This window comes from Streptomyces sp. NPDC002577, from assembly GCF_053594815.1.
The window spans coordinates 46,093-69,574 of record NZ_JBSFWK010000027.1 but is presented as its reverse complement, the minus strand read 5'-3'; the positions used below and the strand labels follow the sequence as shown (position 1 = coordinate 69,574).

Annotated in this window: 13 protein-coding genes; 6 read left to right on the top strand and 7 right to left on the bottom strand. The window is 70.9% G+C overall.

Annotated elements, in window-relative coordinates:
• Positions 1-54: 54 nt before the first annotated feature.
• Positions 55-4,449 (top strand): glycoside hydrolase family 38 N-terminal domain-containing protein, encoded by a 4,395-nt coding sequence (locus tag ACWD4J_RS28090; protein WP_451398220.1) that lies wholly within the window; start codon positions 55-57, stop codon positions 4,447-4,449.
• A 25-nt stretch (positions 4,450-4,474) separates the two neighbouring features.
• Here ACWD4J_RS28090 and ACWD4J_RS28085 read toward each other — a convergent pair whose 3' ends face one another.
• On the bottom strand, positions 4,475-4,969 hold the full coding sequence (locus tag ACWD4J_RS28085; RefSeq protein ID WP_451398219.1) for a DUF1990 family protein: 495 nt from the start codon (positions 4,967-4,969) through the stop codon (positions 4,475-4,477).
• A gap of 129 nt (positions 4,970-5,098) precedes the next feature.
• On the opposite strand from ACWD4J_RS28085, the gene ACWD4J_RS28080 reads away from it, so the two are divergent.
• On the top strand, positions 5,099-6,100 hold the full coding sequence (locus ACWD4J_RS28080; RefSeq protein ID WP_451398218.1) for a GNAT family N-acetyltransferase: 1,002 nt from the start codon (positions 5,099-5,101) through the stop codon (positions 6,098-6,100).
• A 258-nt stretch (positions 6,101-6,358) separates the two neighbouring features.
• On the opposite strand, the gene ACWD4J_RS28075 is transcribed toward ACWD4J_RS28080, so the two are convergent.
• The 6 genes from ACWD4J_RS28075 to glgX form a co-directional block, all read right to left on the bottom strand.
• Positions 6,359-8,443, bottom strand: coding sequence for a M4 family metallopeptidase (locus ACWD4J_RS28075; protein ID WP_451398217.1), 2,085 nt, complete (start codon positions 8,441-8,443; stop codon positions 6,359-6,361).
• Positions 8,444-8,915: 472 nt separating this feature from the next.
• The gene (locus ACWD4J_RS28070; protein ID WP_451398216.1) at positions 8,916-10,748 is read right to left on the bottom strand and encodes an ABC transporter ATP-binding protein; all 1,833 of its coding nucleotides are present in this window, start codon (positions 10,746-10,748) and stop codon (positions 8,916-8,918) included.
• Positions 10,745-12,505: an ABC transporter transmembrane domain-containing protein gene (locus ACWD4J_RS28065; protein ID WP_451398215.1), complete on the bottom strand. Its 1,761-nt coding sequence runs from the start codon at positions 12,503-12,505 to the stop codon at positions 10,745-10,747. The genes ACWD4J_RS28070 and ACWD4J_RS28065 overlap by 4 nt, the downstream gene beginning before the upstream one ends.
• Before the next feature lie 41 nt (positions 12,506-12,546).
• On the bottom strand, positions 12,547-14,409 hold the full coding sequence (locus tag ACWD4J_RS28060) for an ABC transporter ATP-binding protein (RefSeq protein WP_451398214.1): 1,863 nt from the start codon (positions 14,407-14,409) through the stop codon (positions 12,547-12,549).
• On the bottom strand, positions 14,406-16,319 hold the full coding sequence (locus ACWD4J_RS28055) for an ABC transporter ATP-binding protein (RefSeq protein ID WP_451398213.1): 1,914 nt from the start codon (positions 16,317-16,319) through the stop codon (positions 14,406-14,408). Before ACWD4J_RS28055 ends, ACWD4J_RS28060 begins: the two co-directional genes overlap by 4 nt.
• Before the next feature lie 98 nt (positions 16,320-16,417).
• A complete protein-coding gene (gene glgX, locus ACWD4J_RS28050) occupies positions 16,418-18,745 on the bottom strand; it encodes a glycogen debranching protein GlgX (protein WP_451398212.1) in 2,328 nt (775 codons plus the stop codon).
• A 201-nt stretch (positions 18,746-18,946) separates the two neighbouring features.
• Here glgX and ACWD4J_RS28045 point away from each other — a divergent pair, with 201 nt between their 5' ends.
• The 4 genes from ACWD4J_RS28045 to ACWD4J_RS28030 all read left to right on the top strand — a co-directional run bounded on the left by ACWD4J_RS28045 (position 18,947) and on the right by ACWD4J_RS28030 (position 23,388).
• The gene (locus ACWD4J_RS28045; RefSeq protein WP_451398211.1) at positions 18,947-20,161 is read left to right on the top strand and encodes a L,D-transpeptidase; all 1,215 of its coding nucleotides are present in this window, start codon (positions 18,947-18,949) and stop codon (positions 20,159-20,161) included.
• A 179-nt stretch (positions 20,162-20,340) separates the two neighbouring features.
• Positions 20,341-21,651 carry a L,D-transpeptidase gene (locus tag ACWD4J_RS28040; protein ID WP_451398210.1) on the top strand — a complete coding sequence of 437 codons (1,311 nt, stop codon included), beginning with the start codon at positions 20,341-20,343 and terminating at the stop codon, positions 21,649-21,651.
• A gap of 138 nt (positions 21,652-21,789) precedes the next feature.
• Positions 21,790-22,557: an enoyl-CoA hydratase/isomerase family protein gene (locus ACWD4J_RS28035; protein ID WP_451398209.1), complete on the top strand. Its 768-nt coding sequence runs from the start codon at positions 21,790-21,792 to the stop codon at positions 22,555-22,557.
• 333 nt (positions 22,558-22,890) lie between these two features.
• A complete protein-coding gene (locus ACWD4J_RS28030; protein ID WP_451398208.1) occupies positions 22,891-23,388 on the top strand; it encodes an ATP-binding protein in 498 nt (165 codons plus the stop codon).
• Positions 23,389-23,482: the final 94 nt, after the last annotated feature.

The following is a 23,482-nucleotide window of genomic DNA, read 5'->3' as shown; positions in this document are numbered from 1 at the left end:
GGTGACCAGCCGCCCTTGAACAGCCCGTACAGCCACCGAAAGGCCCACGCCAGCATGCGGATCATCGACGTCCGGTCGACCGATCTCTTCGTCGGTACGCAGCAGTCCCCCCGCCAGGTCGTACGCGTCACCCTGCAGGGCGGCACCGGTCCCGTACGGGTCCGGGTCGAGGGGCCGACGGTCAGCACACCGCAGCCCGCGCTGATCGCCGCACCCGGTCCGGGGCGCGAGGCCGTCGCCGAGGTCGGGGTCGTCTTCTCGGCCCCGGCCGCCACCGGATCGGTACACCGGGTCACCGCGATCGCGGAGCGCGCCGACGACTCCGGAGCCGACCGCTGCACCGCCGAGGCGGCCGTCACGGCTGAGGACACCGGCTGGACCATGTGGATGGTCTCCCACTTCCACTACGACCCGGTCTGGTGGAACACCCAGGCGGGCTTCACCGAAGTCCGCCACGAACTCCCCGATCTGCCCTGGGTGGACCGGCTCCGCCCGCCCCATGTACGCAGCGCCTTCGACCTCGTACGGGCACATCTGGACTCGGCCCGCCACGACGACGACTACCGGTTCGTGCTCGCGGAGATCGACTATCTCAAGCCGCACTGGGACGCCTTTCCGCGCGACCGGGCCGACCTGCGCCGCTTCCTGCGCGACGACCGGATCGAACTGGTCGGCGGCAGCTACAACGAGCCCAACACCAATCTCACCCACCCCGAGTCGACGATCCGCAACACCGTCTACGGCATCGGCTACCAGCGCGACGTACTCGGCGGCGACCCGCGTTCCGGCTGGCTCCTCGACGTCTTCGGTCATGACCCCGCGCACCCCGGGATCATGGCCGACGCCGGACTCGACTCCAGCGCGTGGGCACGCGGTCCGTTCCACAATTCCGGGCCGATCGGGCACGCGGGGGACATCGCCCGGATGCAGTTCCCGACTGAGTTCGAGTGGATCGCGCCCAGCGGCCGCGGCGTCCTCACCCACTACATGGGAGCGCACTACACCGCCGGCTGGGCCATCCACCGGACCGATTCGCTCGATGCCGCGATGGCGGCCGCGTACGAGCAGTACGCCCAGCTGAAGAAGGTCGCCGCCACCCGCAATGTGATGCTGCCCGTGGGCCACGACCACAACGTGCCGTCCCGCTGGTGCACCGAGGTCCACCGGGAGTGGGCCAAGCGTTATGTCTGGCCGCGCTTCACGATGGGGCTGCCGCGGGACTTCTTCGCGGCCGTGCGGCGCGAGGCGGAGTCGCCGTCCCACTCGCATACGACGAGGGTGATCACGCCGCAGACCCGGGACATGAACCCCGTGTTCACCGGCAAGGACGTCTCGTACATCGACACCAAGCAGGCGCAGCGGGCGGCCGAGACAGCCGTACTGGACGGGGAGCGGCTCGCGACCCTCGCAAGCCTCTTCGGCGAGCGCTTCCCCAGCGAGCCACTCGACAAGGCATGGCGCCTCCTCGCCTACGGAGCCCACCACGACGCCGTCACGGGCACCGAGTCCGACCAGGTCTATCTCGACCTCGCCGACAACTGGCGCGAGGCGTACGAACTCGGCGACAGGGTGCGGACGGACGCGCTGCGGCAGCTGGCCGCCCGCACCGATACCCGCGACACACGAACGCCTGGGCGATCCAGGCGATCCCTGCTGGTCGCGAACTCGCTTTCGTGGGAACGGGACGGTCTGGTCACCGTGGACGGCGCGGCAGGCGCCGAGGTCAGGGACGAGGCCGGGCGGCCCGTGCCCTCGGTCACCGACGGCTCCGCTCTCGCCTTCCTCGCCCGCGGCGTACCCTCGCTCGGCCACCGGGTCTACCAGCTCGTCGAGCCCGGGGCGCCGGCCGAAGGCGAACCGGGCGCGGGCCGACTGGAGACAGATCAACCGGCCACGCCCGGCTGGGCTCTCGTGCCCGAGGCCACGGCCATCGAGAACGAGAGCTTCCGGATCGAGGCTGATCCGGCCCGCGGTGGCGCCCTGAGCCGCATCACCGATCTGCGCACCGGCCGCGAACTCCTGCGCCCCGGCGGCCTCGGGGCCGAACTGACCCTGCAGGACGAGTACACCACCCACCCCGTCTGGGGCGAGGGTCCCTGGCATCTGCTCCCCAAGGGGCCCGGCACGGGAACCGGCACCCGGCCCGCCACCTCCGTACGCGTCGAGCACTCCGCCATCGGCGCGCGGATCACCAGTGAAGTACGCCTGGACACCCTGCGGTTCACCCAGACGGCCACCCTCCTCCACGGCAGCTCCCGCATCGACTTCCGCACGCGCGTGGACGGCTCCATCGGCGAGGACCGTCTGCTGAGGGTCCGCTTCGATCTCGACCTGCCCGGAGCGTTGCCGGTCTCGGAGGTGGGATTCGCCGCGATCGGGCGGCCTTTCGGCTTCCCCGAGAACGACACCGCCGAGCATCTGTGGACCCTGGACAACCCCGCCCACACCTGGGCCGGACTCTCCACCACCGCCCGCATCGCCCTGCACCCGGCAGCGGGCGCGGGCGACGCAGCTCCGCACCCGGTCGGCGATGTGCCCCCGCACCCGGCCGCCGACTCCGCCAACTCGGCGGACTCGGCCGAATACTCCGCCACCAGCGACGGCAGCGGCCACAGCACGCTGTCCCACGCCATCGGCGTCGCCGAGGTGATAGCTCCGGAAAACCACGACGTACGCCCCCTCCTTGCCGCGCTCGTTGCCCAGGGTGTGACCGCCACCTGCACACGCCCGGACGGCCCGCGCCACGGCTCGCTCGACGCGGACTCCAACCTCCCCGACATCAGAGTGGCACCCGGCACTGACAACGCCTTCGCCGAACGCGTCCTGGCCGCCACCGGAGCGGACGAAGCCGCCTACCGGGCGGCGCTCGCCGCCCACGGCCGCGTCTTCGTGCCCGCCGCCCGCACCCGCCGAGAAGCCTGGGTCCCCGGCGCCGACCTGCGCGGCCCTCGCGACCTGCCGGTCCTCATCGTGCGCGCCCCCGACACTCTCACCGCGGACCTTTCCGACGCGGTCGTCGACGTCCCCGTACCCGACGGTCTGCCCACCACGGCCGAGCCCGCCGACGACTACTCGACCGCCCTGGTCAACCACGGAACGCCCGGTTCCGTGGCCACCGCGGACGGCACCCTCTACCTCTCCCTGATGCGTGCCTGCACCGACTGGCCCAGCGGCGTCTGGCTCGACGGCCCGCGCCGCACCGCCCCCGACGGCAGCAGCTTCGCCCTCCAGCACTGGACGCACGACTTCCACTACAGCCTCGTCGCGGGCCCCGGCGACTGGCGCCAGGCAGGCTTCGTACGGGCCGGACGTGAGGCGAACCATCCCCTGCTCGCCCTGCCCACCACCCCCTCCGAAGGTGAACTTCCGCCCTGCGCGTCACTCCTGAACGTCGAGCCGGCGAGCGTCGTGCTCTCCGCGCTCAAACCGCGCGGCAACCCCATGGCCTCGGGCCTCCCCGGCGACACCGATCCCGCCACCGACGGCCTGGTCCTGCGCCTGTACGAGTCGGAGGGCCGGGCGGTGACGGCGCGGGTCCGACTGCACGGCGGATTCACGTCCGGCGAGGCCACGGACCTCCTGGAACAGCGCACGGTGCGACCGCTGACCGCCGGCGAGGACGGTTCGCTGAGCATCGGTCTGACGGCGGCGGACGTCGTGACGATCGCGGCCCGCCCGGGCCTCACCCGGTCGGACCCGCCCGCCTCGGACACCGATGGCGGCGGCCCGGCACGCGAGCCCGTCCAGCCCGTCTTCACCCGCTACTGGCTGCACAACACAGGCCCGGCCCCCATCGGTTACCTCCCGGTCAGCCTCCGCCTGGAGCGCACGGAACGATCCGGCCAGGTCGGCGAGGGAGGCGAGGAGACCATACGCATCACCGTCGCGACATCCGCCCTCCCGGCCAAGGGCACCGTTTCCCTGTACGTCCCGGCGGGCCTCACCGTGGCAGCGCACGCGCCACTCCGATACGACCTGGCTCCCGGCGAGTTCGCGGAGTTCGATGTCACGATACGCCCGGAGAAGGACGCAGCCCCCGGCACGTACTTCCTGGCGGCCCGGATCCTCGACGGCATCGGCCAGGTGCTGGAGGACGCGCTGCCCGTAACCGTCGGCGGAAGCACCCCTGCCGCTCCCTTCGACATCGACCTCTCGCACCCCTCCCCGGACCGCCTCGTCCTGCGCCTGACCGGCCGTGCGCTGGGCGAGGTCCGCGGCGAGGCCCGCATCATCAGCCCGTACGGCACATGGGGCGCCCCCGGCGACGCCGTCGCGATCACGCCCCGGATCCAGGGATTCACCGTGTCCCCGGGAGCCGTGACGGAACTCCACTGCACCGTCGCCCGACCCCGTACCGGCGAAAGCGGCGACTGGTGGGCGCTGGCAAAGGTCTCCGCCTTCGGCACCGTGCAGTACTCGGCCACGGTGCCTGTGACGGCATCTCCCTGACAGCCGAGTCGGGGCGCCGCGACGGTCACCGGGACCGGCAGATGTGGCGCAGCACCGCACCACATCGCCGGGCGTAGGCGCGCTGGAGGACCCGGACCAGCGGGCCTCCCGCCCGCACCCACCACTTCACCGGACGGCTGAACGCCGTCACCGTCAGCCAGACCGCGCCGTCCGCTGTCCGCTCCACCAGGAAGGCTTCCTCGCCGCACTCGGGATGCCCGGCCAGCGTGCCGTACGCGAAGCCCGCGAGGTTCTCCTCCTCGACCGTCCAGACCACACGGCACGGTGCCTCGATCCACCCCAGGCCGACCGTCACGTCCGCACCCGCTCTCGCGGTCTCCGCGGCCGCGTCGATGCTGACGCCGACGGCCCGGTGCATCTGCCAGGACAGGACCGCCCGCGCCGCCGTACGGAACACGTCAGCGCCCGCCCCGACACGGGTCCGCACCCGCAAAGGGTGGAACCCCGTCGGGCACCGGCCCTCGCGGGTCGCTCCCACGTGCTCGTATGTGAAGGCCATGGAAACAGCCTAGGCACGGTACGCAGCCGCAGCACGAGATGCAGATGCTGACAACCTTCAACACGCCTATAAAAAAGGTAAGTTGAATAGATCGAGTGCGGCAGTAATGCATCACCCACCGGGGGTCGCATGGCTACGGAAGAGATCGAAGCGGTCGAGATCGTGCGAGCGGGCGAGGCTCACTTACCGGACATCCTGGCGCTGGCGGAGTCCCGGCGGCTGGATGCCGCGGAACCGGAGCGGGCGCGCCGCGAGGGATTCCTGGTGTCCGGCTACACGCTCGAGGACTACCGGGCCAGGCTCACCACCGCCGAGCACTTCTGGGTCGCGGTCAAGGGGACCGAGGTGCTCGGTTTTCTGCTGGCCTACAGCGACCAGCGCATCGAACCGGACGAATGGCTCAACCACCGGATCAAGACCACGCTGGGCGCCTTCCTCGTCATCAAACAGATCTGCGTTTCGCGCTCCTCCGCGCGCACGGGAGTGGCCTCCCGGCTCTACCACCACGTTCTCGAGCAGTGGCAGGACACCCCGGTCATCGCCGCGGTCGTCACCGAGCCGTACAACGCGGCATCGACGCTCTTCCACCGCAAGCTCGGCTTCGAGGAGCTGACGCGGCTGACACCGCCCGACGGCAAGCAGCGGATGGTGTGGGTGTGGCGCAAGCCGCGGGAGGCGATGCTCCAGGCGCAGTACGCCGTCGCCATCGACCTCTACAAGCACGAGGACGCGACCAACTGGCAGAAGCTGAACAACTTCTTCTACATCACGGCCGGTCTGGCCGCCGCCCTCGGCTTCTCGCTCAGCGAGGACAAGTCGGAGCCCGGCTCCATGGAGTCCATGGCACACAGCCTCGCCGTGATCATCACGATCATCGGGCTCGCCTCCTCTCTCGCCTTCTCGCAGATGCTGCGCTTCGGCCGCCGCTATCTCGACGCCCGCAAGCGGGCCGCCATGGAGCTCGAGGACCACATGGCGTGGCACGGCGGGCAGCGGATCGTGGGCCGTGAGGTGGCCGACGACGGAAACGACTGGCTCAGGAGGTCTCCGACAGGGCTCATCATGATGCTCCTGCCGGTACTGGTGGCGCTGTGCTGGGCGGCGATGCTGGGTGTGCTGATCGCGAACTGATCCCTGGAGTGCACGCCGCAGGCTCCAGCTGAGTCGAGTTACGCGTTCTCAGCCGCGATGCACGTCCTGCCACACCATCCGGTGGTCCGAGCTCGGCACGGGTGTCGAGCCGTCGGCCTTCGGGCCGTTTGTGGGGAATTGGGAAGGCGGCGCCCCGGGGATCGTGCGTGGAGGAAGACCGGAAAGAGTCTCCTCCGCGGGGCGCCGCCTGAACGAGGCCGTCAGGCCCCGGCGTGCTTACGGGCTACCACCCGCGATCTACGGGAACGTCAGCTTCCAGCTGTTGATGTACCCGGTGTCCTGCGCCGCCTGGTCCTGGACCTTCAACTGCCAGGTTCCGTTGGCGACCTCGGAGGACGCGTCGACCGTGTAGGTCGTGCTGACGTTGTCCGCCGAGTCCGAGGAGCTGAAGCTCTTCAGACGGTACGTCGAGCCGTCCGGGGCCACCAGGTCGACGACCAGGTCGCCGCGCCAGGTGTGCACGATGTCGACGCCGACCTGGAGGTTGCTCGGCGCGTTGCCGGTGCGGCCGGTGACGGCGATCGACGAGGTGACCGCGGCGCCGTTGTCCGGGATCGACACGTCGGTGGTGTTCTCGAACGACGTGCCCGAGCTGCCGCCGGACCGTGTGCCGACGTTGATCGCCGCCCAGGCGTTCTGCACCGCCGCGTACTCGGTGCTGGACGTGCCGTACAGCTCACCGGCCACCGCGAGAGTGCCGGTGCGGGCGGACGCGTAGTTCGTCGTCGACGTGAACTTCGTGGTCAGCGCCTTGTACCAGATCAGCGCCGCCTTGTCGCGGCCGATGCCGGTGACCGGGAGGCCGTCCGAGGTGGGGGAGTTGTACGAGACCCCGTTGATCGTCTTGGCTCCGCTGCCCTCGCTCAGCAGGTAGAAGAAGTGGTTCGCCGGGCCCGACGAGTAGTGCACGTCGATCGAGCCGATGCCCGAGTACCAGGCGTCCTTCGACGAACCGTCCTTGCTGGGCTGGTCCATGTAGCGCAGCGGGGTGCCGTCGCCGTTGATGTCGATCTTCTCGCCGACCATGTAGTCGCCGACGTCGGACGAGTTACCCGCGTAGAACTCGACCGCGGCGGCCATGATGTCGGACGTCGCCTCGTTCAGGCCGCCGGACTCGCCGCTGTAGTTGAGGCCCGCGGTGTTCGACGTGACGCCGTGCGTCATCTCGTGCGCGGCGACGTCGATCGACGTCAGCGGCTTGGCGTTGCCCTCGCCGTCGCCGTACGTCATGCAGAAGCAGCTGTCGTCCCAGAAGGCGTTGACGTAGTTGCTGCTGTAGTGGACCCGCGAGTACGCGCCGACGCCGTCACCGCGGATACCGGTGCGGCCCTGCACGTTCTTGTAGTAGTCCCAGGTCAGCGCCGCGCCGTAGTGGGCGTCCGCGCCTGCCGTCTCCAGGTTCGACGCGATGCCGTTGCCCCATACGTCGTCCGAGCCCGAGAACAGCGTGCCGGTGCCGGACGTGCCGCGGTTGAGGTTGTACGTCTTGTGGCTGCCGCGGGCCGTGTCGGTCAGGTTGTACGTCGAGCCGGACTGCGCGGTGCCGAGGGTGACGGTCCCGCTGTACTGGGTGTTGCCCGTGCCCGTCTCGATGCCCTGCCACTCGTAGAGCCTCTCGCCGGTGGTGGCGTCGGTGACGACGTGCAGCTCGTTCGGGGTGCCGTCGTGCTGCAGTCCGCCGACCACCGTCTCGTACGCGAGGGTCGGCTTGCCGGCGGCCATCCACACCACCTGGCGCGGGGCGCGGTCGGCCTCGGTCTTCTTGGACCCGTCGGCAGCCGCGGCGCGCAGCGCCTGCTTCTCGGCGGTCGCGGGCTTCACGTCGGCGGTGGTGTCGACGCCCTTGAGCTGGGTCTTCACGGCCCGCGTGACGCCTTCGGTCTTGCCGGAGGCCGCCGTGTCGACCACCAGGTCGCCGCCCAGGACGGGGAGTCCGTCGTAAGTGCGTTCGTAGCGGGTGTGGACCGTGCCGTCGCGGTCCTTGACGACATCGCGGACGACGAGCTTCTCCTTGGCGCCGAGGCCCAGCTCCTCGGCGGTGTCCGCCTTGGTGGAGTTGGCCTCACGTATCAGTTCGGCGCGCTGGGAGGGGGAGAGCTTGGCGGGCAGGGCGCCCTTGTCGAGTTTGCCGGCGGCCGGTGCCTGCTGGGCGACGTCGGCGGTCGCCGCCCCTGTCTGGACGGCGACGGAGAGCAGGGCCGCCACGGCGACGAGCGCTCCGGTGGCCGCGGCGCGGCGCCGGGTGTGGGGGGTGTGGGGGGTGCGTCCGTGGGACGTGGATCCATGGGGCGACGCGGATCCGTGGGAGGTTCGTCTCAACACTGACTCCTTTTGTGCGGCCGCGGGTCGCGCGGCCAGGGGAGACCGGACGGTTGGTGGCCGTCCGGGCAGGACAAAGGCGGAACCGTGTACGGGTGTGTGCGCGGGTGCTGGGCCGTGCGGTGTGTCGGGCTGTGCGGTGTGTCGGGCTGTGCGGTGCAGGCGTGTGCGGTGCTGATGGCCCGTAACGCCCGGTCGACGCGCGTAGCTTGTGGATGTGCTGTGCGTCGACCGAGGGAAGAGTGGCAGGAGAGCCGGGTTCCTGTCAGGAGCGCGTCAAAAGGTTGGCTGGAAATGTTTCATAGCCCGTCGGTCACGGCCGCTGTACTGAGATGCCCAGAGGCGAGGGAGCGCGGGTCCCTGAGCGGTGTATGCGCGGTCCACGAACGCCTCGGTGACGACCGGCAGTCCGGCGCTCGGGGAGGTGACGGCGAGACCGGATTCAGCTGCGACCGACCGCCGGCCGAGACCGGATTCAGTCGCGGCCGGCCGCCGGCCCGCCGTGCCAGGTGCCCCACAGTGCCGCGTACGCACCGCCGGCCGACACGAGGCTGTCGTGCGTGCCCAGTTCGGTCAGACGGCCGTCCTCCATCACGGCCACCCGGTCGGCGTCGTGCGCCGTGTGCAGGCGGTGCGCGATCGCGATGACGGTCCGCCCCTCGAGGACGGCGGCCAGGGCACGCTCCGTGTGGCGTGCGGTCGCCGGGTCCAGGAGCGCCGTGGCCTCGTCGAGGATCAGGGTGTGCGGATCGGCCAGCACGACACGCGCGAGGGCCAGTTGCTGGGCCGCCGAGCCGTCGGTCCGGTACCCGTCGGGCCCGAGCTCCGTGTCCAGACCGTCCGGCAGTTCGTCCGCCCACTCGGCACCGACGGCGGCGAGGGCGGCCCACAGCTCGGCGTCCGTGGCCGACGGCTCGGCGATGAGCAGGTTGTCGCGGACCGTGCCGAGGAACACGTGGTGCTCCTGCGTGACGAGGACGATCTGCCGTCGCAGCTGCTCCGGATCCAGATCCGCGATCGGTACGCCGCCCACCGTCACCGTGCCGGTGCCGGGGGCGTCGATGCCCGCGAGGAGCCTGCTCAGAGTGGTCTTGCCGGCGCCGGACGGCCCTACGACGGCCAGTCGCTCACCGGGCCGCACCGTCAGGTCGACCCCGCTCAGCACCTCGTCCCCGCCGGGGTAGGCGTAGTGCACACCGGTCACGTCGATCCGGTCGTCCACCGGAGCGGCCGGGGCCGTGGAACCGGCCGGTGAGGTCTTGGGAGCCCGGGCCAGCCCCTCGACGCGGGCGAAGGAGGCGCTGCTGCTCTGCAACTGCTCGATCCGCATCAGGACCATGTCGAGCGGCTCGGGCAGCTGCCGCAGATACAGCGCCGCGGCGACCACGTCACCCAGGCTCAACGCGCCCCGCCCGTGCAGCACCCCGCCCACCAGCAGCACCACGGCCACGGGGACCGTGTACGAGACCTCCACGACCGGGAAGAACACGGTGCGCAGGTACAGCGTGTACAGCCGCCTGCGACGCGACGTCTCGAGCGCGTCCCGGCTCGCGGTGACGCGGCGCCGCTGCAGCCCGAAGGCCTCGACCGTGCGCGCTCCCGAGGCGGTGGCCGCGAGGATCTCGGCGACCTCCGAAGTGGCGGCTCCCTCGGCGAGATAGGCGGGGCGCGCCCGCCGCAGATACCAGCGCAGCGCGAACCAGATGCCGAGCAGGCCGAGCAGCCCGCAGCCGCCGAGCAGCGGGTCGAGGGCGAAGACGGCGCCGAGGAGGAACAGCACCTGCACGGAGGCGATGAGCAGTTCGGGACCGGCATCGCGCAAGGTGGTGCCCACCGCGGTGACGTCGGCCGTGCCACGGGCCGTCAGATCACCGGTGCCTGCCCGCTCGACGGTCGAGGTGGGCAGCGCCAGCGCCCGGTCGACGAACTCCTCACGCACGCGTGCCAGCGTCCGCTCCCCGAACCGGTGGCCCACGTACCGGGCGTAGCGCGCCAGCAGCAGCTGTACCAGCGCGCACACCAGGATGGTGAGCGCCAGCCGGTCGACCGCGCTCACGCCGCCACCGGCCCGGACCTGGTCGATGATGCGGCCGAGCAGCCAGGGACCGACGAGACCGGCGCCGGCGGCCAGCGCGTTGAGGAGGAGCACGGCGGCGAAGGCGCGTGCGTCCGCGCGGATCAGCCGGCCCGCCGCCCGGCGGACGTCGGACGGTTCGGCGATGGGGAGTTGCCCGGCCGGCCGCGTCGAATCCAGCGCCGGTTGCGTCCTTGCCTGTCGCGTCTTCGCTTGTCGCGTCCTCGCCGTCATCGAACGGCCCCCTCTGTGTCCGTGTCGCGGGCCACGAGCGCGCGGTATCCGGGTTCCTGGTCGAGGAGTTCCCGGTGGCTGCCGACGGCGGCCACCTTGCCGTCGACCAGGTAGTACACGGTGTCCGCCTGGTCCAGCAGCAGCGGTGAGGTGGTGGTGACGAGGGTCGCGCGGCCGGAGCGCACGGCGCGCAGCCGGGCCGCGACGGCGGCCTCGGTGTGCGCGTCGAGCGCCGACGTGGGCTCGGCCGCCAGCAGTACCTCGGGATCGGCCAGCAGCGCCCGGACCAGGCGTACGCGCTGCCGCTGGCCGCCGGAGAGGTTGCGGCCCTGTGCGTCGATGAGCGAACCGAGCCCGTCCGGCAGGCCGCGGACGATGTCGTCCGCCACGGCCGCGTGCAGGGCGCGGGCGATGGCCGCCTCGTCCTTGCCGTCCGGTGCCCAGCGGCCGCAGACCAGGTCGCGCAGCGTGCCGGCGAACAGGTCGGCCTCGTTGTCCGCGACCAGGATCCGTGCCCGGACCTGCGGCAGGGCGATCCGGTCGAGGCGCACCCCACCCCAGGTGGCCGCCGATTCGGTGTACCGGCCGAGGCGGTCGACGACGGCCGCGGAATCCGCGGGCCGTGCGCCGACCAGCGCGGTCAGCCCGCCCGGCGCGACCTCGACGCCGGACTCCGCATCGCGCAGCACGGACGGGGACGCCGGCGCGTCCAGCAGAGGCTCGGGCCGCTCCGGGGCCTCGGGCCGCTCCAGAGCCTCGAGCCGCTCCGAAGGCTCCAGCGCCAGAAACCGTACGACCCGCCGGGCCGCCACCAGCCCCCGGCTGACCTGGTACGCAAGGTCGATGAAGAACGCCGCGGGCACCACGAGGACCGCGACATAGCCGTAGACCGAGACCAACTCGCCCACCGTGAGCGCACCCTGCGCGGCCATCCGCGCCGCCAGCCAGGTCACGACGGCGAGGAACAGCATCGGCAGTCCCATGCCCAGCGCCTGGAGCCAGCTGGTCACCGCCCCGACCCGGTACCCCTCCTCCAGCAGCCGCCGCGAGTCGCGCCGGAAGCCGTCTGCGTACAGCCCCTTGCCGCCGAGGCCGTTGAGGACCCGCAGGCCCTCGGCGAGGTCGTCGATACGGGCGGTCAGCCTGCCCTGCCGCTCGCGGTACCGCGTCTCCGCGCCCTGCAGCCGCCCCATGAGCGGCCGCACCAGAAGGCCGATCACCGGTACGCCGAGCAGCACCACCGCGGACAGCGGCAGCGAGATCGACATCAGGAGCGCGGCCACCACGACATAGGCGGCGACCGAGCCGACGCCGGGGCCGAGGATGGTCAGGCACTGGCTGATCGTCTGCACGTCGCTGACGCCGATCGTGACCACCTCGCCGGCCTTGGCCTGGCGCGGCAGGGCCGCCCCCAGCCGGACCGCCTGCCCGACCACCACCTTGACCGTGCGGAAGTTGGCGTCCATCCGGACCCTGGTCATCGTGCGGTGCCGCATGATGCTCACCCAGGCGTTGAACGTCCCGAGGCCCAGCAGAACCCCGGTCCAGCCGGCCAGCGCGGCGAAGTCCCCGGGCTCGAGGCCGTCGTCGACCGCACGCGACAGCACGTACGGCGTGATCGCCATGAGCACCAGCCACACGGAGCCGAGGAGCGCGCCGGCGGCGGTTCTGCCGGGCTGTCTGGTGACCAGCCACCACAGGTACCGGCCGCCGCTGCGACAGTCCGGAGTCCCAGGATCCGCGTAAGCGTCGATCATCCGCCCCGACCTTTCCCCTGCACGCTTTGCCCTACACGGCCCTACACGAGACTGGTGCGCCACGCCCGGTGCAGATCCGCGAACCGGCCCTCGCCCGCGACGAGTCCGGCGGGCGTCCCGTCCTCCACGATGCGGCCGTGCTCCATGACGAGCACCCGGTCGGCGATCTCCACCGTCGACAGGCGGTGCGCGATCACGACCGCCGTACGGCCGTTGAGGACCGTGTGCATCGCACGCTGCACGGCCCGCTCGCCGGGGATGTCCAGCGAGCTGGTCGCCTCGTCCAGGATCAGCACTGCCGGATCGGCGAGCAGGGCGCGGGCGAAGGACACCAACTGGCGCTGACCAGCGGAGATACGGCCGCCGCGCTTGCGTACGTCGGTGTCGTAGCCGTCGGGCAGGGCGCTGATGAAGTCGTGGGCGCCGATGGCCTTGGCCGCCTGTTCGATCTCCTCGCGGGTGGCGTCGGGGCGGCCGATGGCGATGTTCTCGGCGACGGTGCCGGAGAACAGGAACGCCTCCTGGGTCACCATCACCACACCGCGCCGCAGTTCGGGAGCCGCGAGGTCGCGCAGGTCGACGCCGTCGAGGAGGACCCGGCCGGCCGAGGGGTCGTAGAAGCGGGCCAGCAGCTTGGCGAGCGTCGACTTGCCGGCTCCCGTGGACCCGACGACGGCGACGGTCTGCCCTGCGGGAATGGTCAGATCGAAGCGGGGCAGCACCTCGGCGCCTGTGCGGTAACGGAACGAGACGCCCTCGAAGACGACCTCGCGCCCGGGGCGGTCACCGGGCAGCGGAGGCAGCGGGCGCGGCGACCCGGACTCCGGCACGGACGGCGCCTGGTGCAGCAGACCCGCGATCTTGCGGAGCGAAGCGGCCGCCGACTCGTACGAGTTGAGGAACATCGCGAGGCGGTCGATCGGGTCGTACAGCCGCCGCACGAACAGCACGGCGGCGGCCAGCACGCCGAGCTCCAGGGATCCGGCCGCGACGCGGTAGGCACCCCACAGCACCATGCCGGCCACGGCCGTGTTCGCCACCAGCCGTGAGCCGACGACATAGCGCGCCATCTCCAGCAGGGCATCTCCGTTGGTGCGCTCGTGGCGGTGGTTGAGCACGGCGAAGTGCGCGTCGTTCGCCCGCTCCCGGCGGAAGGCGCGGACCGGCCGGATGCCGTTCATGGTCTCCGCGAACTTCACGATCACGGCGGCGATCGCCGTCGACCGCTTCTCGTACACACGGCCCGCGCGCCGCCGGTACAGCCGGATCAGCACGTACAACGGCACGAACGACAGCGCGGCCACGCTTCCGATGCCGAGGTCCAGCCAGAGCAGCATCGCCGTGATGTAGACGGAGGCGAGGACGACGTTGATCAGCTCCTGCAGCCCCTCGGCGAGCAGCTCGCGCAGGGACTCCACGTCCGTGGTCGCACGGGAGATGAGGCGGCCGGAGGTGTAGCGGTCGTGGAAGTCCACACTGAGGGCCTGCGCATGGCGGAAGATACGGCCGCGCAGATCGAGGAGCACGTCCTGGTTGACGACGGCGGACAGCCGTACGAACGCGTACAGGAAGGAGCCGGAGCAGGCCGCCGCCAGCAGATACCCGACGGCGACGGCGATCAGCGGCCCGTAGTCGTGCGTCCGGAACGCGGGCACCGCGGTGTCGATCGCGTACGCGACGAGCAGCGGACCCGCCTGCACGGCGGCCTGCTGCAGGAGCAGGCAGAGGCCGACCGCCCAGACGGTGCGGCGCCGGGGCGCGAGCAGCGAGCGCAGCAGGGCGCCGGTCGCGCCCTTGGGGGTCGGCAGGTCGTCCTGATCGAACGGGTCGCCTTCGGCGGGTGGCTGAGGCTCGTCGACCGGGTCGGAGGCGGTCGGCGGTGTCTTCGCGGCGGTGGTGGTCATGGTGCGTCGTCCCCCTGTTCGCCCTGCTTACCTTGTTCGCCCTGCTCGCGCTGCTCGCCCTGTGCGCCGTGTCTGCCGTTTCGCTCCTGCGGGCCGCGCTGCTCCTCGCCGGACATCAGGTGCCGGTATTCGGCGTTCGTCCGCAGCAGCTCCTGATGCGTGCCCACCGCGGCGATCCGGCCGCCCGACAGCAGCGCCACGCGGTCGGCGAGCAGCACGGTCGACGGCCGGTGCGCCACGACGAGAGCGGTGCTCTCGGAGAGCACCTCCCGCAACGCGGCCTCCACCAACGCCTCCGTGTGCACGTCGAGAGCGGACAGCGGATCGTCGAGTACGAGGAAGCGGGGCTCGCCCACGACGGCCCGGGCCAGCGCGAGCCGCTGCCGCTGACCGCCGGAGAGGCTGAGGCCCTGTTCGCCCACCTGGGTGGCGGCGCCTTCCGGGAGCCGCTGGACGAATCCGGCCTGGGCGACGCCGAGCGCCCGGTCGAGATCTTGGTCGAAACGCTCGAGCACCGCGCGCCCGTCGGCGCCTGTGCCGTCCGCGCCTGTGCCGTCCGCGCCCATGAGGACGTTCTCGGCCACCGACGCCGAGAACAGCGTCGGCTCCTCGAAGGCAACGGACACCAAGGTCCGCAACTCCTCACGCTCCATGGCGGTGATGTCCCGGCCGTCCAGGGTGATGCGTCCGCCGGTGATCTCGTGCAGGCGCGGCACCAGCGCCGTCAGGGTCGTCTTGCCGCTGCCCGTGGCGCCGACGAGTGCCATGGTCTCGCCGGGCCGGATGTGCAGATCGATCCGATCGAGGACCGGGACAGACCCCTCCAGGGCGTCCGGATAGCGGAACTCGACCGCGTCGAACCGCAGCCCGCCGTCGCCACCGCCATCGCCCTCGCGTCCTTCGGCGCCGACCGCGCCGGGCCCCTCCTCCACCGCGTCCATGACCTCGAAATACCGCCGCGTCGCGGTCGCCGCCTCCTGGCTCATGGCGAGCAGGAAGCCGATCGACTCGATGGGCCAGCGCAGCGCGAGGGCGGTGGACAGGAAGGCCACCAGCGTGCCCGCCGACAGCTCCCCGTCGGCCACCTGCACGGTGCCGAGGACGAGCGCGGCGCCCAGAGCCGTCTCCGGCAGGACGGTGATCAGGCACAGGATCCCGGCGAGGAGCCGCGCCTTGGTGAGTTCGGTGCCCCGCAGCCTGCGCGAGAGCTCGCGGAAGGCCCGTGCCTGGCTGCGGTGCCGCCCGAACCCCTTGATGATCCGGATGCCGAGCACCGACTCCTCGACCACGGTGGTCAGGTCGCCCACCTGGTCCTGTGCCTTGCGCGCGGCGCCGGCGTACTTCGCCTCGAAGCGGTAGCAGAGGAGCATGAGCGGTACGGCGGGCACGAGCAGGACGAGCCCCAGCGTCCAGTCCTGCGCGATGAGAAGCCCGAAACCCGCCAGGATGGTCACGCCGTTGACCAGCAGGAATGTCAACGGAAAGGCCAGGAACATCCTTACGACCATGAGGTCGGTCGTGCCGCGGGACAGCAACTGCCCTGACGGCCACCGGTCGTGGAACGCCACCGGGAGCCGCTGCAGATGCCGGTACAGATCGGCCCGCATCGCCGCCTCGACACCGGCGAGCGGCCGCGCCACGAGCCACCGCCGCAACCCGAACAGCAGGGCCTCGGCGACGCCGAGCCCCAGTAGTAGTCCCGCACCGAGCCACACCCCACCCGGATCGCGGTCGGCGACCGGTCCGTCCACGATCCACTTCAGCACGATGGGGAAGACGAGCGACAGACACGACGCCACGACGGCGACCGTCGCTGCGCCGAACCAGCGGGCTCGTACGGGGCGTACGTACGGCCACAGGCGCAGGAGGGATCGCGCGGCGGACGGGGCGGGTACGGGTGTAGTGGACATCGTTGGCGAGCCTACGGTTCGCCACTGACAGTGCCCACCGAGTTTTGGCCGGGCTGGCGTGGTCCCTTGGCCGTACGACTCTTCCCCAATCCCACCCCCTACCCCACCGGCACAACCCGCAGCAACAGAACCGCCCGAGCCGGCACCGTCACCGCCACCCCCGCCGGGTGAACCACCCGCTGGGGCTCCCCCTGCTCCTCCCGCGACGTGTCGACAACGACCTCGTACCGCTCAGCCCAGGGCGCCCCCGGCAACACGAAACTCACCGGCCGGTCCCCGGCATGCAGCACCGCCAGGAAGCTGTCGTCCACGACCGGCGCCCCCCGCTCGTCCCGCCCGGGAATGTCGCGCCCGGACAGGTACATCCCGAGCGTCGCGGCAGGCGCGTACCAGTCCCGCTCCGTCATCTCCGCGCCGCGCGCCGTGAACCACGCGAGGTCGCGCAGCCCGTCCGCGGAATGCGGACGGCCGGAGAAGAAGGCCCGCCGCCGCAGCACCGGATGCGCGTGCCGCAGCGCGATCAGACGGGACGTCAAATCGAACAAGGCGCGCCAGCCGGGGTCCTCCAGGTTCGACCAGTCGACCCAGCTGATCTCGTTGTCCTGGCAGTACGCGTTGTTGTTGCCGCGCTGCGTACGGCCCATCTCGTCCCCGGCGACCAGCATCGGCACGCCCGTGGACAGCAGCAGCGTCGTCAGCAGGTTGCGCAGCTGGCGGCGGCGCAGGGCGTTGATGCGCTCGTCGTCCGTCTCGCCCTCCGCGCCGCAGTTCCAGGCCCGGTTGTCGTTCGAACCGTCCCGGTTGCCCTCCCCGTTGGCCTCGTTGTGCTTGCGCTCGTACGACACGAGGTCCCGCAGCGTGAAGCCGTCGTGGGCGGTGACGAAGTTGACGGAGGCGTACGGACGGCGGCCGCCCCAGGCGTACAGGTCGCTCGAGCCCGACAGGCGGTAGCCGAGGTCGCGTACGTCCGGCAGTGTGCCCCGCCAGAAGTCGCGCACAGCGCCCCGGTAGCGGTCGTTCCACTCGGTCCACAGCGGGGGGAAGGAGCCCACCTGGTAGCCGCCCGAGCCGACGTCCCACGGCTCGGCGATGAGTTTGACGCGCCGCAGCACCGGGTCCTGCGCGATCACCGCGAGGAACGGCGACAGCATGTCGACGTCGTGCATGGCGCGCGCCAGCGCCGCGGCGAGGTCGAAGCGGAAGCCGTCGACGCCCATCTCGGTCACCCAGTAGCGCAGCGAGTCCGTGATGAGCCGTAGCACCTGCGGCTGCATCACGTGCAGGGTGTTGCCGCAGCCCGTATAGTCCGCGTACCTGCGCGCGTCCGGCTGGAGGCGGTAGTAGCCGCGGTTGTCGATGCCCTTCAGGGACAGCATCGGGCCCAGCTCGCCCGCCTCCGCGGTGTGGTTGTAGACCACGTCGAGGATGACCTCGATCCCGGCCGCGTGCAGCGCCCGCACCATCCGCCGGAACTCGCCGACCTGCTGACCCCTGGTGCCGCTCGCCGCGTACGCCGCGTGGGGCGCGAAGTAGCCGATGGAGTTGTAGCCCCAGTAGTTGCGCAGGCCCCTGCGCAGCAGATGGTCCTCGTGCGCGAACTGGTGCACGGGGAGGAGTTCGACCGCGGTCACCCCGAGGCGTACGAGATGGTCGATCGCGGCGGGGTGGGCGAGGCCGGCATAGGTGCCGCGGAGCTCCTCCGGTATGCCGGGGTGCAGCTTCGTGAAACCGCGCACGTGCAGTTCGTAGATGGCCGAGTCCGCCCAGGGCGTCTTCGGGCGGCGGTCGTCGGCCCACTCGTCGTCGGGGTCGTCGTCGTGGACGACCACGCCCTTGGGGACGAACGGCGCCGAGTCCCGCTCGTCCCGCACGGTGTCGGCCACCTCCTGCTGCGGCCAGTCCCGTACGTGCCCGTACACCTCCGCGGGCAGCCTGCTGTAGTCATTTCCTCTGGCGCCGTCCACCGCGCGCGCGTACGGGTCGAGGAGCAGCTTGGCGGGGTTCCAGCGGGCTCCCGTCCACGGGTCCCAGCGGCCGTGCACCCGGTAGCCGTACCGCTGCCCGGGCATCACGCCCGGCACGAAACCGTGCCAGATCTCGTGCGTCAGTTCGGTCAGTGGACAGCGCGTCTCACGGCCCTCGTCGTCGAAGAGGCACAGCTCGACCGCCTCGGCCCCGCCCGCCCAGAGCGCGAAGTTGGTGCCCGCCACCCCGTCCGGGCCGACCCGGAAGCGCGCTCCGAGCGGAGTCGGCGCCCCGGGCCACGCCGGAACGGCCGGCAACGCCGGTTTGCTGCGCCGGCCTCCCCCACTCTCGACTTCGCTCGAGCGGGGGGACCCCCACAGCACGGCTGCAGGGCGCTCGGGCGTCCCGTTGCCCGTGCGCCTGCCTTCCTGAACTGCCTCCTGCTCGGCTGCGCTCGACACCTGTCAGCCTCCCGCGGCTCGGTTGGACGTGGCGCGACGGAGGCCCAGGCGTCCCGACCTCGGCCTCCCACGCGTCGTCCTCCCCACTGTTCTGCCCACCGCGTGGCTCGCACTCACGTTTCCCCAAGAGGGGGAGAAGCGGTTTTCCCGGGAAGGGGAAGAACCGGTTTCCCCAAGAGGGGGACGGTCGTTGGAACGGACATGATCGAGAATGTTCAGAAAGTGGCGCGCAACAGACGCGCAGGCGCCGTACTGGCCGCCGTGCTGACATGGGCCTGCCTGCTGGCCGGAGCGGCCGGATGCACCTCGGACGGGGTCGCCGGCAAGCCGTCGTCCCTCGAGGACACGATCCGTGTCACGCCGGCCGACGGCAGCAAGGGCGTGCGCGTCGACACACCCATCAAGGTGTCGGTGCCCGACGGACGGCTCGAGTCCGTGAAGGTCGTCAGGTTCCAGGACGCCCAGAACTACCCGGTGCCGGGCCGTGTCTCCCAGGACGGCATGACCTGGCGGGCGAACGACGAGAAGCTGGTCATGGCCGCCAAGTACACGCTGGACGTCGTGGCACTGGACAGCGAGGGCCGCCGCTCGGCACGCCACACGACCTTCACGACGGTCGTCCCCGCCGAGCGGTTCATCGGCTACGTCACTCCGGAGAACCGTTCCACCGTGGGCACCGGCATGATCGTCTCGCTTACGTTCAACCGCGAGATCGAGGACCGCGCGGCCGTCGAACGCGCCGTGCGCGTCCGGTCGGTACCGGCCGTCGAGATCGCCCCGCACTGGTTCGGCGACACCCGCCTGGACTTCCGCCCGCAGAACTACTGGAAGCCCGGCACCAAGGTCACCGTCGATCTGCGGCTGCGCGACGTGCAGGAGGCGAAGGGGATCTACGGACTGCAGCAGAAATCCTTCTCGTTCACCATCGGCCGCAGCCAGGTCAGCCTGGTCGACGTCGCCGCGCACACCATGCAGGTGCGCCGCGACGGCCGGCTCGTCGCGACCCTGCCGATCACCGCGGGCGCGCCGAAGACCACCACGTACAACGGGAAGATGGTGGTCTCCGAGATGCTCGAGGAGACCCGGATGAACAGCCAGACGGTCGGTTTCGGCGGTGAGTACGACGTCCCGGACGTCCCGCACGCGATGCGCCTCACCACATCCGGCACGTTCCTGCACGGCAACTACTGGCTGTCCCGGGCCTTCGGGGAAGAGAACGTCACCCACGGCTGCATCGGTCTGCGCGACGTGAGGGGCGGCGACCAGGACACACCGGCCGCCTGGTTCTTCGACCGGAGTCTCGTCGGCGATGTCATCGAAGTGGTCAACTCCGCCGACAAGCTGGTCGCTCCCGACAACGGCCTCAACGGGTGGAACATGGACTGGGCCGACTGGAAGGCGGGCTCAGCGAACTGACGACCCCTCCGGCAGTCCGGCCCCTCACCACCGTCACCAGGGCTCATTGCGATTGAAGTTGGAACTGAACGGTGACAATCGCAGGGAGTCATGGCCGTCGAACGTGTGGTTAATGTTGCGCAGTGCGCGCGTGACGCGCGGGGGGCGGGCCTGACCAGGCCGCGTGAGGGGAGAAACAAGTGAACAGGCGACCGATATCAGGGGCGCCGGTCGGGGCGCGGTTGCGTCCGGTGCGAAACGGCGGTGCGGGGCGAGGGCGTGGCAGCGGGCGCCGGACCCGTGCGGGCCGAGGGGGCGGCACGCATCTTCTGGCCCTGCTGCTGGGGGCGTTGCTGATGCTCGTCACGGCGTGCGGCGGGGGCGGCGGGTCGGGCTCCGGCAGCGGCGACAACGACGGCAAGGGCTCGGGCGAGTCGGCGGGAGCGACCGCGCCCTCGCAGGCCGTCGTGAAGATATCCCCCAAGGACGGCGCGGACGACGTCGCCACGACAGGCGCCCTCAAGGTCACGGCGGAGAAGGGCAAGCTCACCGAGGTCGAGGTCGAGGACTCCAAGGGCAACCCGGTCGAGGGAGAGATCACCGACGGCGCCAAGTGGGAGCCCGCGCAGCACCTCGCGTCCGCGACCAAGTACAAGGTCCACGCGGTGGCGGAGGACTCCGAGGGCAGGCAGTCGGCCACGGACACCACGTTCACCACCCTCGTGCCGAAGAACACCTTCATCGGCTACTTCACGCCGGAGGACGGCTCGAAGGTCGGCGTCGGCATGCCCTTCTCGATCCGCTTCACGCGCGGCATCACCAGCCCCGGTGACGTCGAGAAGGCGATACAGATCAAGACCGAGCCGTCCGTGCCCGTCGAGGGCCACTGGTTCGGCAACGACCGCCTGGACTTCCGCCCTGAGAAGTACTGGAAGGCGGGCACCAAGGTCACCGTGACGCTGAACCTCGACGGCGTCGAGGGCCGGCCCGGCGTCTACGGCAAGCAGTCCAAGACCGTGTCCTTCACCATCGGCCGCAACCAGGTCTCGGTCGTCGACGCCAAGAAGCACACGATGAAGGTCATGCAGGACGGCAAGGTCGTCAGGACCATCCCCGTCACCACGGGCAAGCCCGGCTACGACACCTGGAACGGCCAGATGGTCATCAGCCAGAGGCTCACGGTGACCCGCATGAACGGCGATACCGTCGGCTACGGCGGCGAGTACGACATCAAGGACGTCCCGCACGCCATGCGCCTGACCGACTCCGGCACCTTTATCCACGGCAACTACTGGGGCGGCGGCGCCTTCGGCAACTACAACGCCAGCCACGGCTGCGTGGGCCTGCGCGACGTGCGCGGCGGCTACGACAAGAGCGTGCCGGCCGCGTGGTTCTTCAACCACTCGCTGATCGGCGACGTGGTGATCGTCAAGAACTCCGACGACCGGATCGTCGACCCGGGCAACGGGCTCAACGGCTGGAACATGTCGTGGAAGAAGTGGACGTCGTAAGTCCCCTCTGACTCCCGGGCCCGGTGCGACGTGTGACTGATCGCACCGGGCCCGTTGTCGGGCAACCCCCGGACCCCCGGCCGGGTGTGACCGACAGCACCGAACCGGTTGCCGTTAGTCCCCGTTAACCTGCTCTGCATGACTGTGCATCTCGAAGTCGCCGAAGGCATCGGCACCATCCGCCTCGACCGCCCGCCGATGAACGCGCTGGACATCGCCGTCCAGGACCGGCTCCGTGAGCTGGCCGAGGAGGCCACCCGCCGCGAGGACGTACGCGCCGTGATCCTCTACGGCGGCGAGAAGGTGTTCGCAGCGGGAGCGGACATCAAGGAGATGCAGGCAATGGACCATACGGCGATGGTCGTGCGCTCCCGGGACCTGCAGGACTCCTTCACCGCCGTGGCGCGCATCCCCAAGCCCGTCGTCGCCGCCGTCACCGGCTATGCGCTGGGCGGCGGCTGCGAGCTGGCGCTGTGCGCGGACTACCGGATCGCCGCGGACAACGCCAAGCTCGGCCAGCCGGAGATCCTCCTCGGCCTGATCCCGGGCGCGGGCGGCACCCAGCGGCTGCCCCGGCTGATCGGCCCCTCCAAGGCCAAGGACCTCATCTTCACCGGCCGCATGGTGACGGCGGACGAGGCCCTCTCGATCGGCCTGGTGGACCGCGTCGTCCCGGCCGCCGAGGTCTACGAGCAGGCGCGCGCCTGGGCGGCCAGGCTCGTCCAGGGGCCGGCTCTCGCGCTGCGCGCGGCCAAGGAGTCCGTCGACGACGGCCTGGAGACGGACATCGACACGGGCCTCACGATCGAACGCAACTGGTTCTCGGGCCTGTTCGCCACAGAGGACCGCGAGCGCGGCATGCGCAGCTTCGTGGAGGAAGGGCCGGGCAAGGCGAAGTTCCTGTGATCCGGAAGCGGCGAACTCACCTGCGAGCAGGGAAAGTTGACGAATCCCCGGTTCGGGACGTGCGATCCGTGGGCCGGCGTCAGTGCGCGGGCCCACGCCGGATTCCCTCGTTGGAGCGGACTGCGGTTGCCTGAGAAAAGCCTTAACGCTCGCCTGGCTCCAGTGCTCCACGAGCATGCGTGAGCGTGAAGTCATCGCAGGTCAAGCCGGGTCCTGTGATGCTTTCAATGCCAGGGGCATATGCCAACTCGGCCGTCCGGAGCGCGCGGCTCCATGTCACGTATTCCTGCGGAACCCCCTCCGTGGTGCGCTCCGGGCGGCCATGATGGGGGCATGGCAGCGGGGCTGGAGGGTTTCGAGCAGCCGCGACGGCTGGCCGGTGCGACAGCGGCGCGCTGGTCACCCGCGGTGGAGGACGAACTGGCGCTCAGGGCGCTTGACTTGTACGGCAATCCGGCGGAGGCCGAGGTCTCGCTGCCGTCGCGCCCCGAGTCCGCGGCCGTCGCGCGTCGGCTCGCCCAGGTCGTGGTCCTGCGCCACTGGGGGTTCTCCCCGAGGCTCACCGAGGATGTCGTGCTTCTCGTCTCGGAACTCGTCGGCAATGCCGTGCGCCACACCGGTGCCCGGATCTTCGGTCTCGGCATGCAGCGCCGCCGCGGATGGATCCGTGTCGAGGTGCGCGACCCCTCGCGTGGACTGCCCTGTCTGATGCCCGTCCATGAGCTCGACATCAGCGGGCGCGGCCTCTTCCTGGTCGACAAGCTCTCCGACCGCTGGGGCGTGGATCTGCTGCCGCGCGGCAAGACGACGTGGTTCGAACTGCGCGTCTGACAGGCGTTTTACGCAGTTCCGTTCACGCGCGAAGACCTGCCCGTCGTCGCAGGGGCGCGCCACCGCACGGCCCGTACGCCGACACACAGAAGCC

What these genes read in the sequence shown, in the direction of transcription:
- ACWD4J_RS28090 (WP_451398220.1), top strand. Translation starts at nt 55, where the DNA reads ATGCGGATCATCGACGTCCGGTCGACCGATCTCTTCGTCGGTACGCAG.
- ACWD4J_RS28085 (WP_451398219.1), bottom strand. Translation starts at nt 4,969, where the DNA reads ATGGCCTTCACATACGAGCACGTGGGAGCGACCCGCGAGGGCCGGTGC.
- ACWD4J_RS28080 (WP_451398218.1), top strand. Translation starts at nt 5,099, where the DNA reads ATGGCTACGGAAGAGATCGAAGCGGTCGAGATCGTGCGAGCGGGCGAG.
- ACWD4J_RS28070 (WP_451398216.1), bottom strand. Translation starts at nt 10,748, where the DNA reads ATGACGGCGAGGACGCGACAAGCGAAGACGCGACAGGCAAGGACGCAA.
- ACWD4J_RS28065 (WP_451398215.1), bottom strand. Translation starts at nt 12,505, where the DNA reads ATGATCGACGCTTACGCGGATCCTGGGACTCCGGACTGTCGCAGCGGC.
- ACWD4J_RS28060 (WP_451398214.1), bottom strand. Translation starts at nt 14,409, where the DNA reads ATGACCACCACCGCCGCGAAGACACCGCCGACCGCCTCCGACCCGGTC.
- ACWD4J_RS28055 (WP_451398213.1), bottom strand. Translation starts at nt 16,319, where the DNA reads ATGTCCACTACACCCGTACCCGCCCCGTCCGCCGCGCGATCCCTCCTG.
- ACWD4J_RS28045 (WP_451398211.1), top strand. Translation starts at nt 18,947, where the DNA reads ATGATCGAGAATGTTCAGAAAGTGGCGCGCAACAGACGCGCAGGCGCC.
- ACWD4J_RS28035 (WP_451398209.1), top strand. Translation starts at nt 21,790, where the DNA reads ATGACTGTGCATCTCGAAGTCGCCGAAGGCATCGGCACCATCCGCCTC.
- ACWD4J_RS28030 (WP_451398208.1), top strand. Translation starts at nt 22,891, where the DNA reads ATGGCAGCGGGGCTGGAGGGTTTCGAGCAGCCGCGACGGCTGGCCGGT.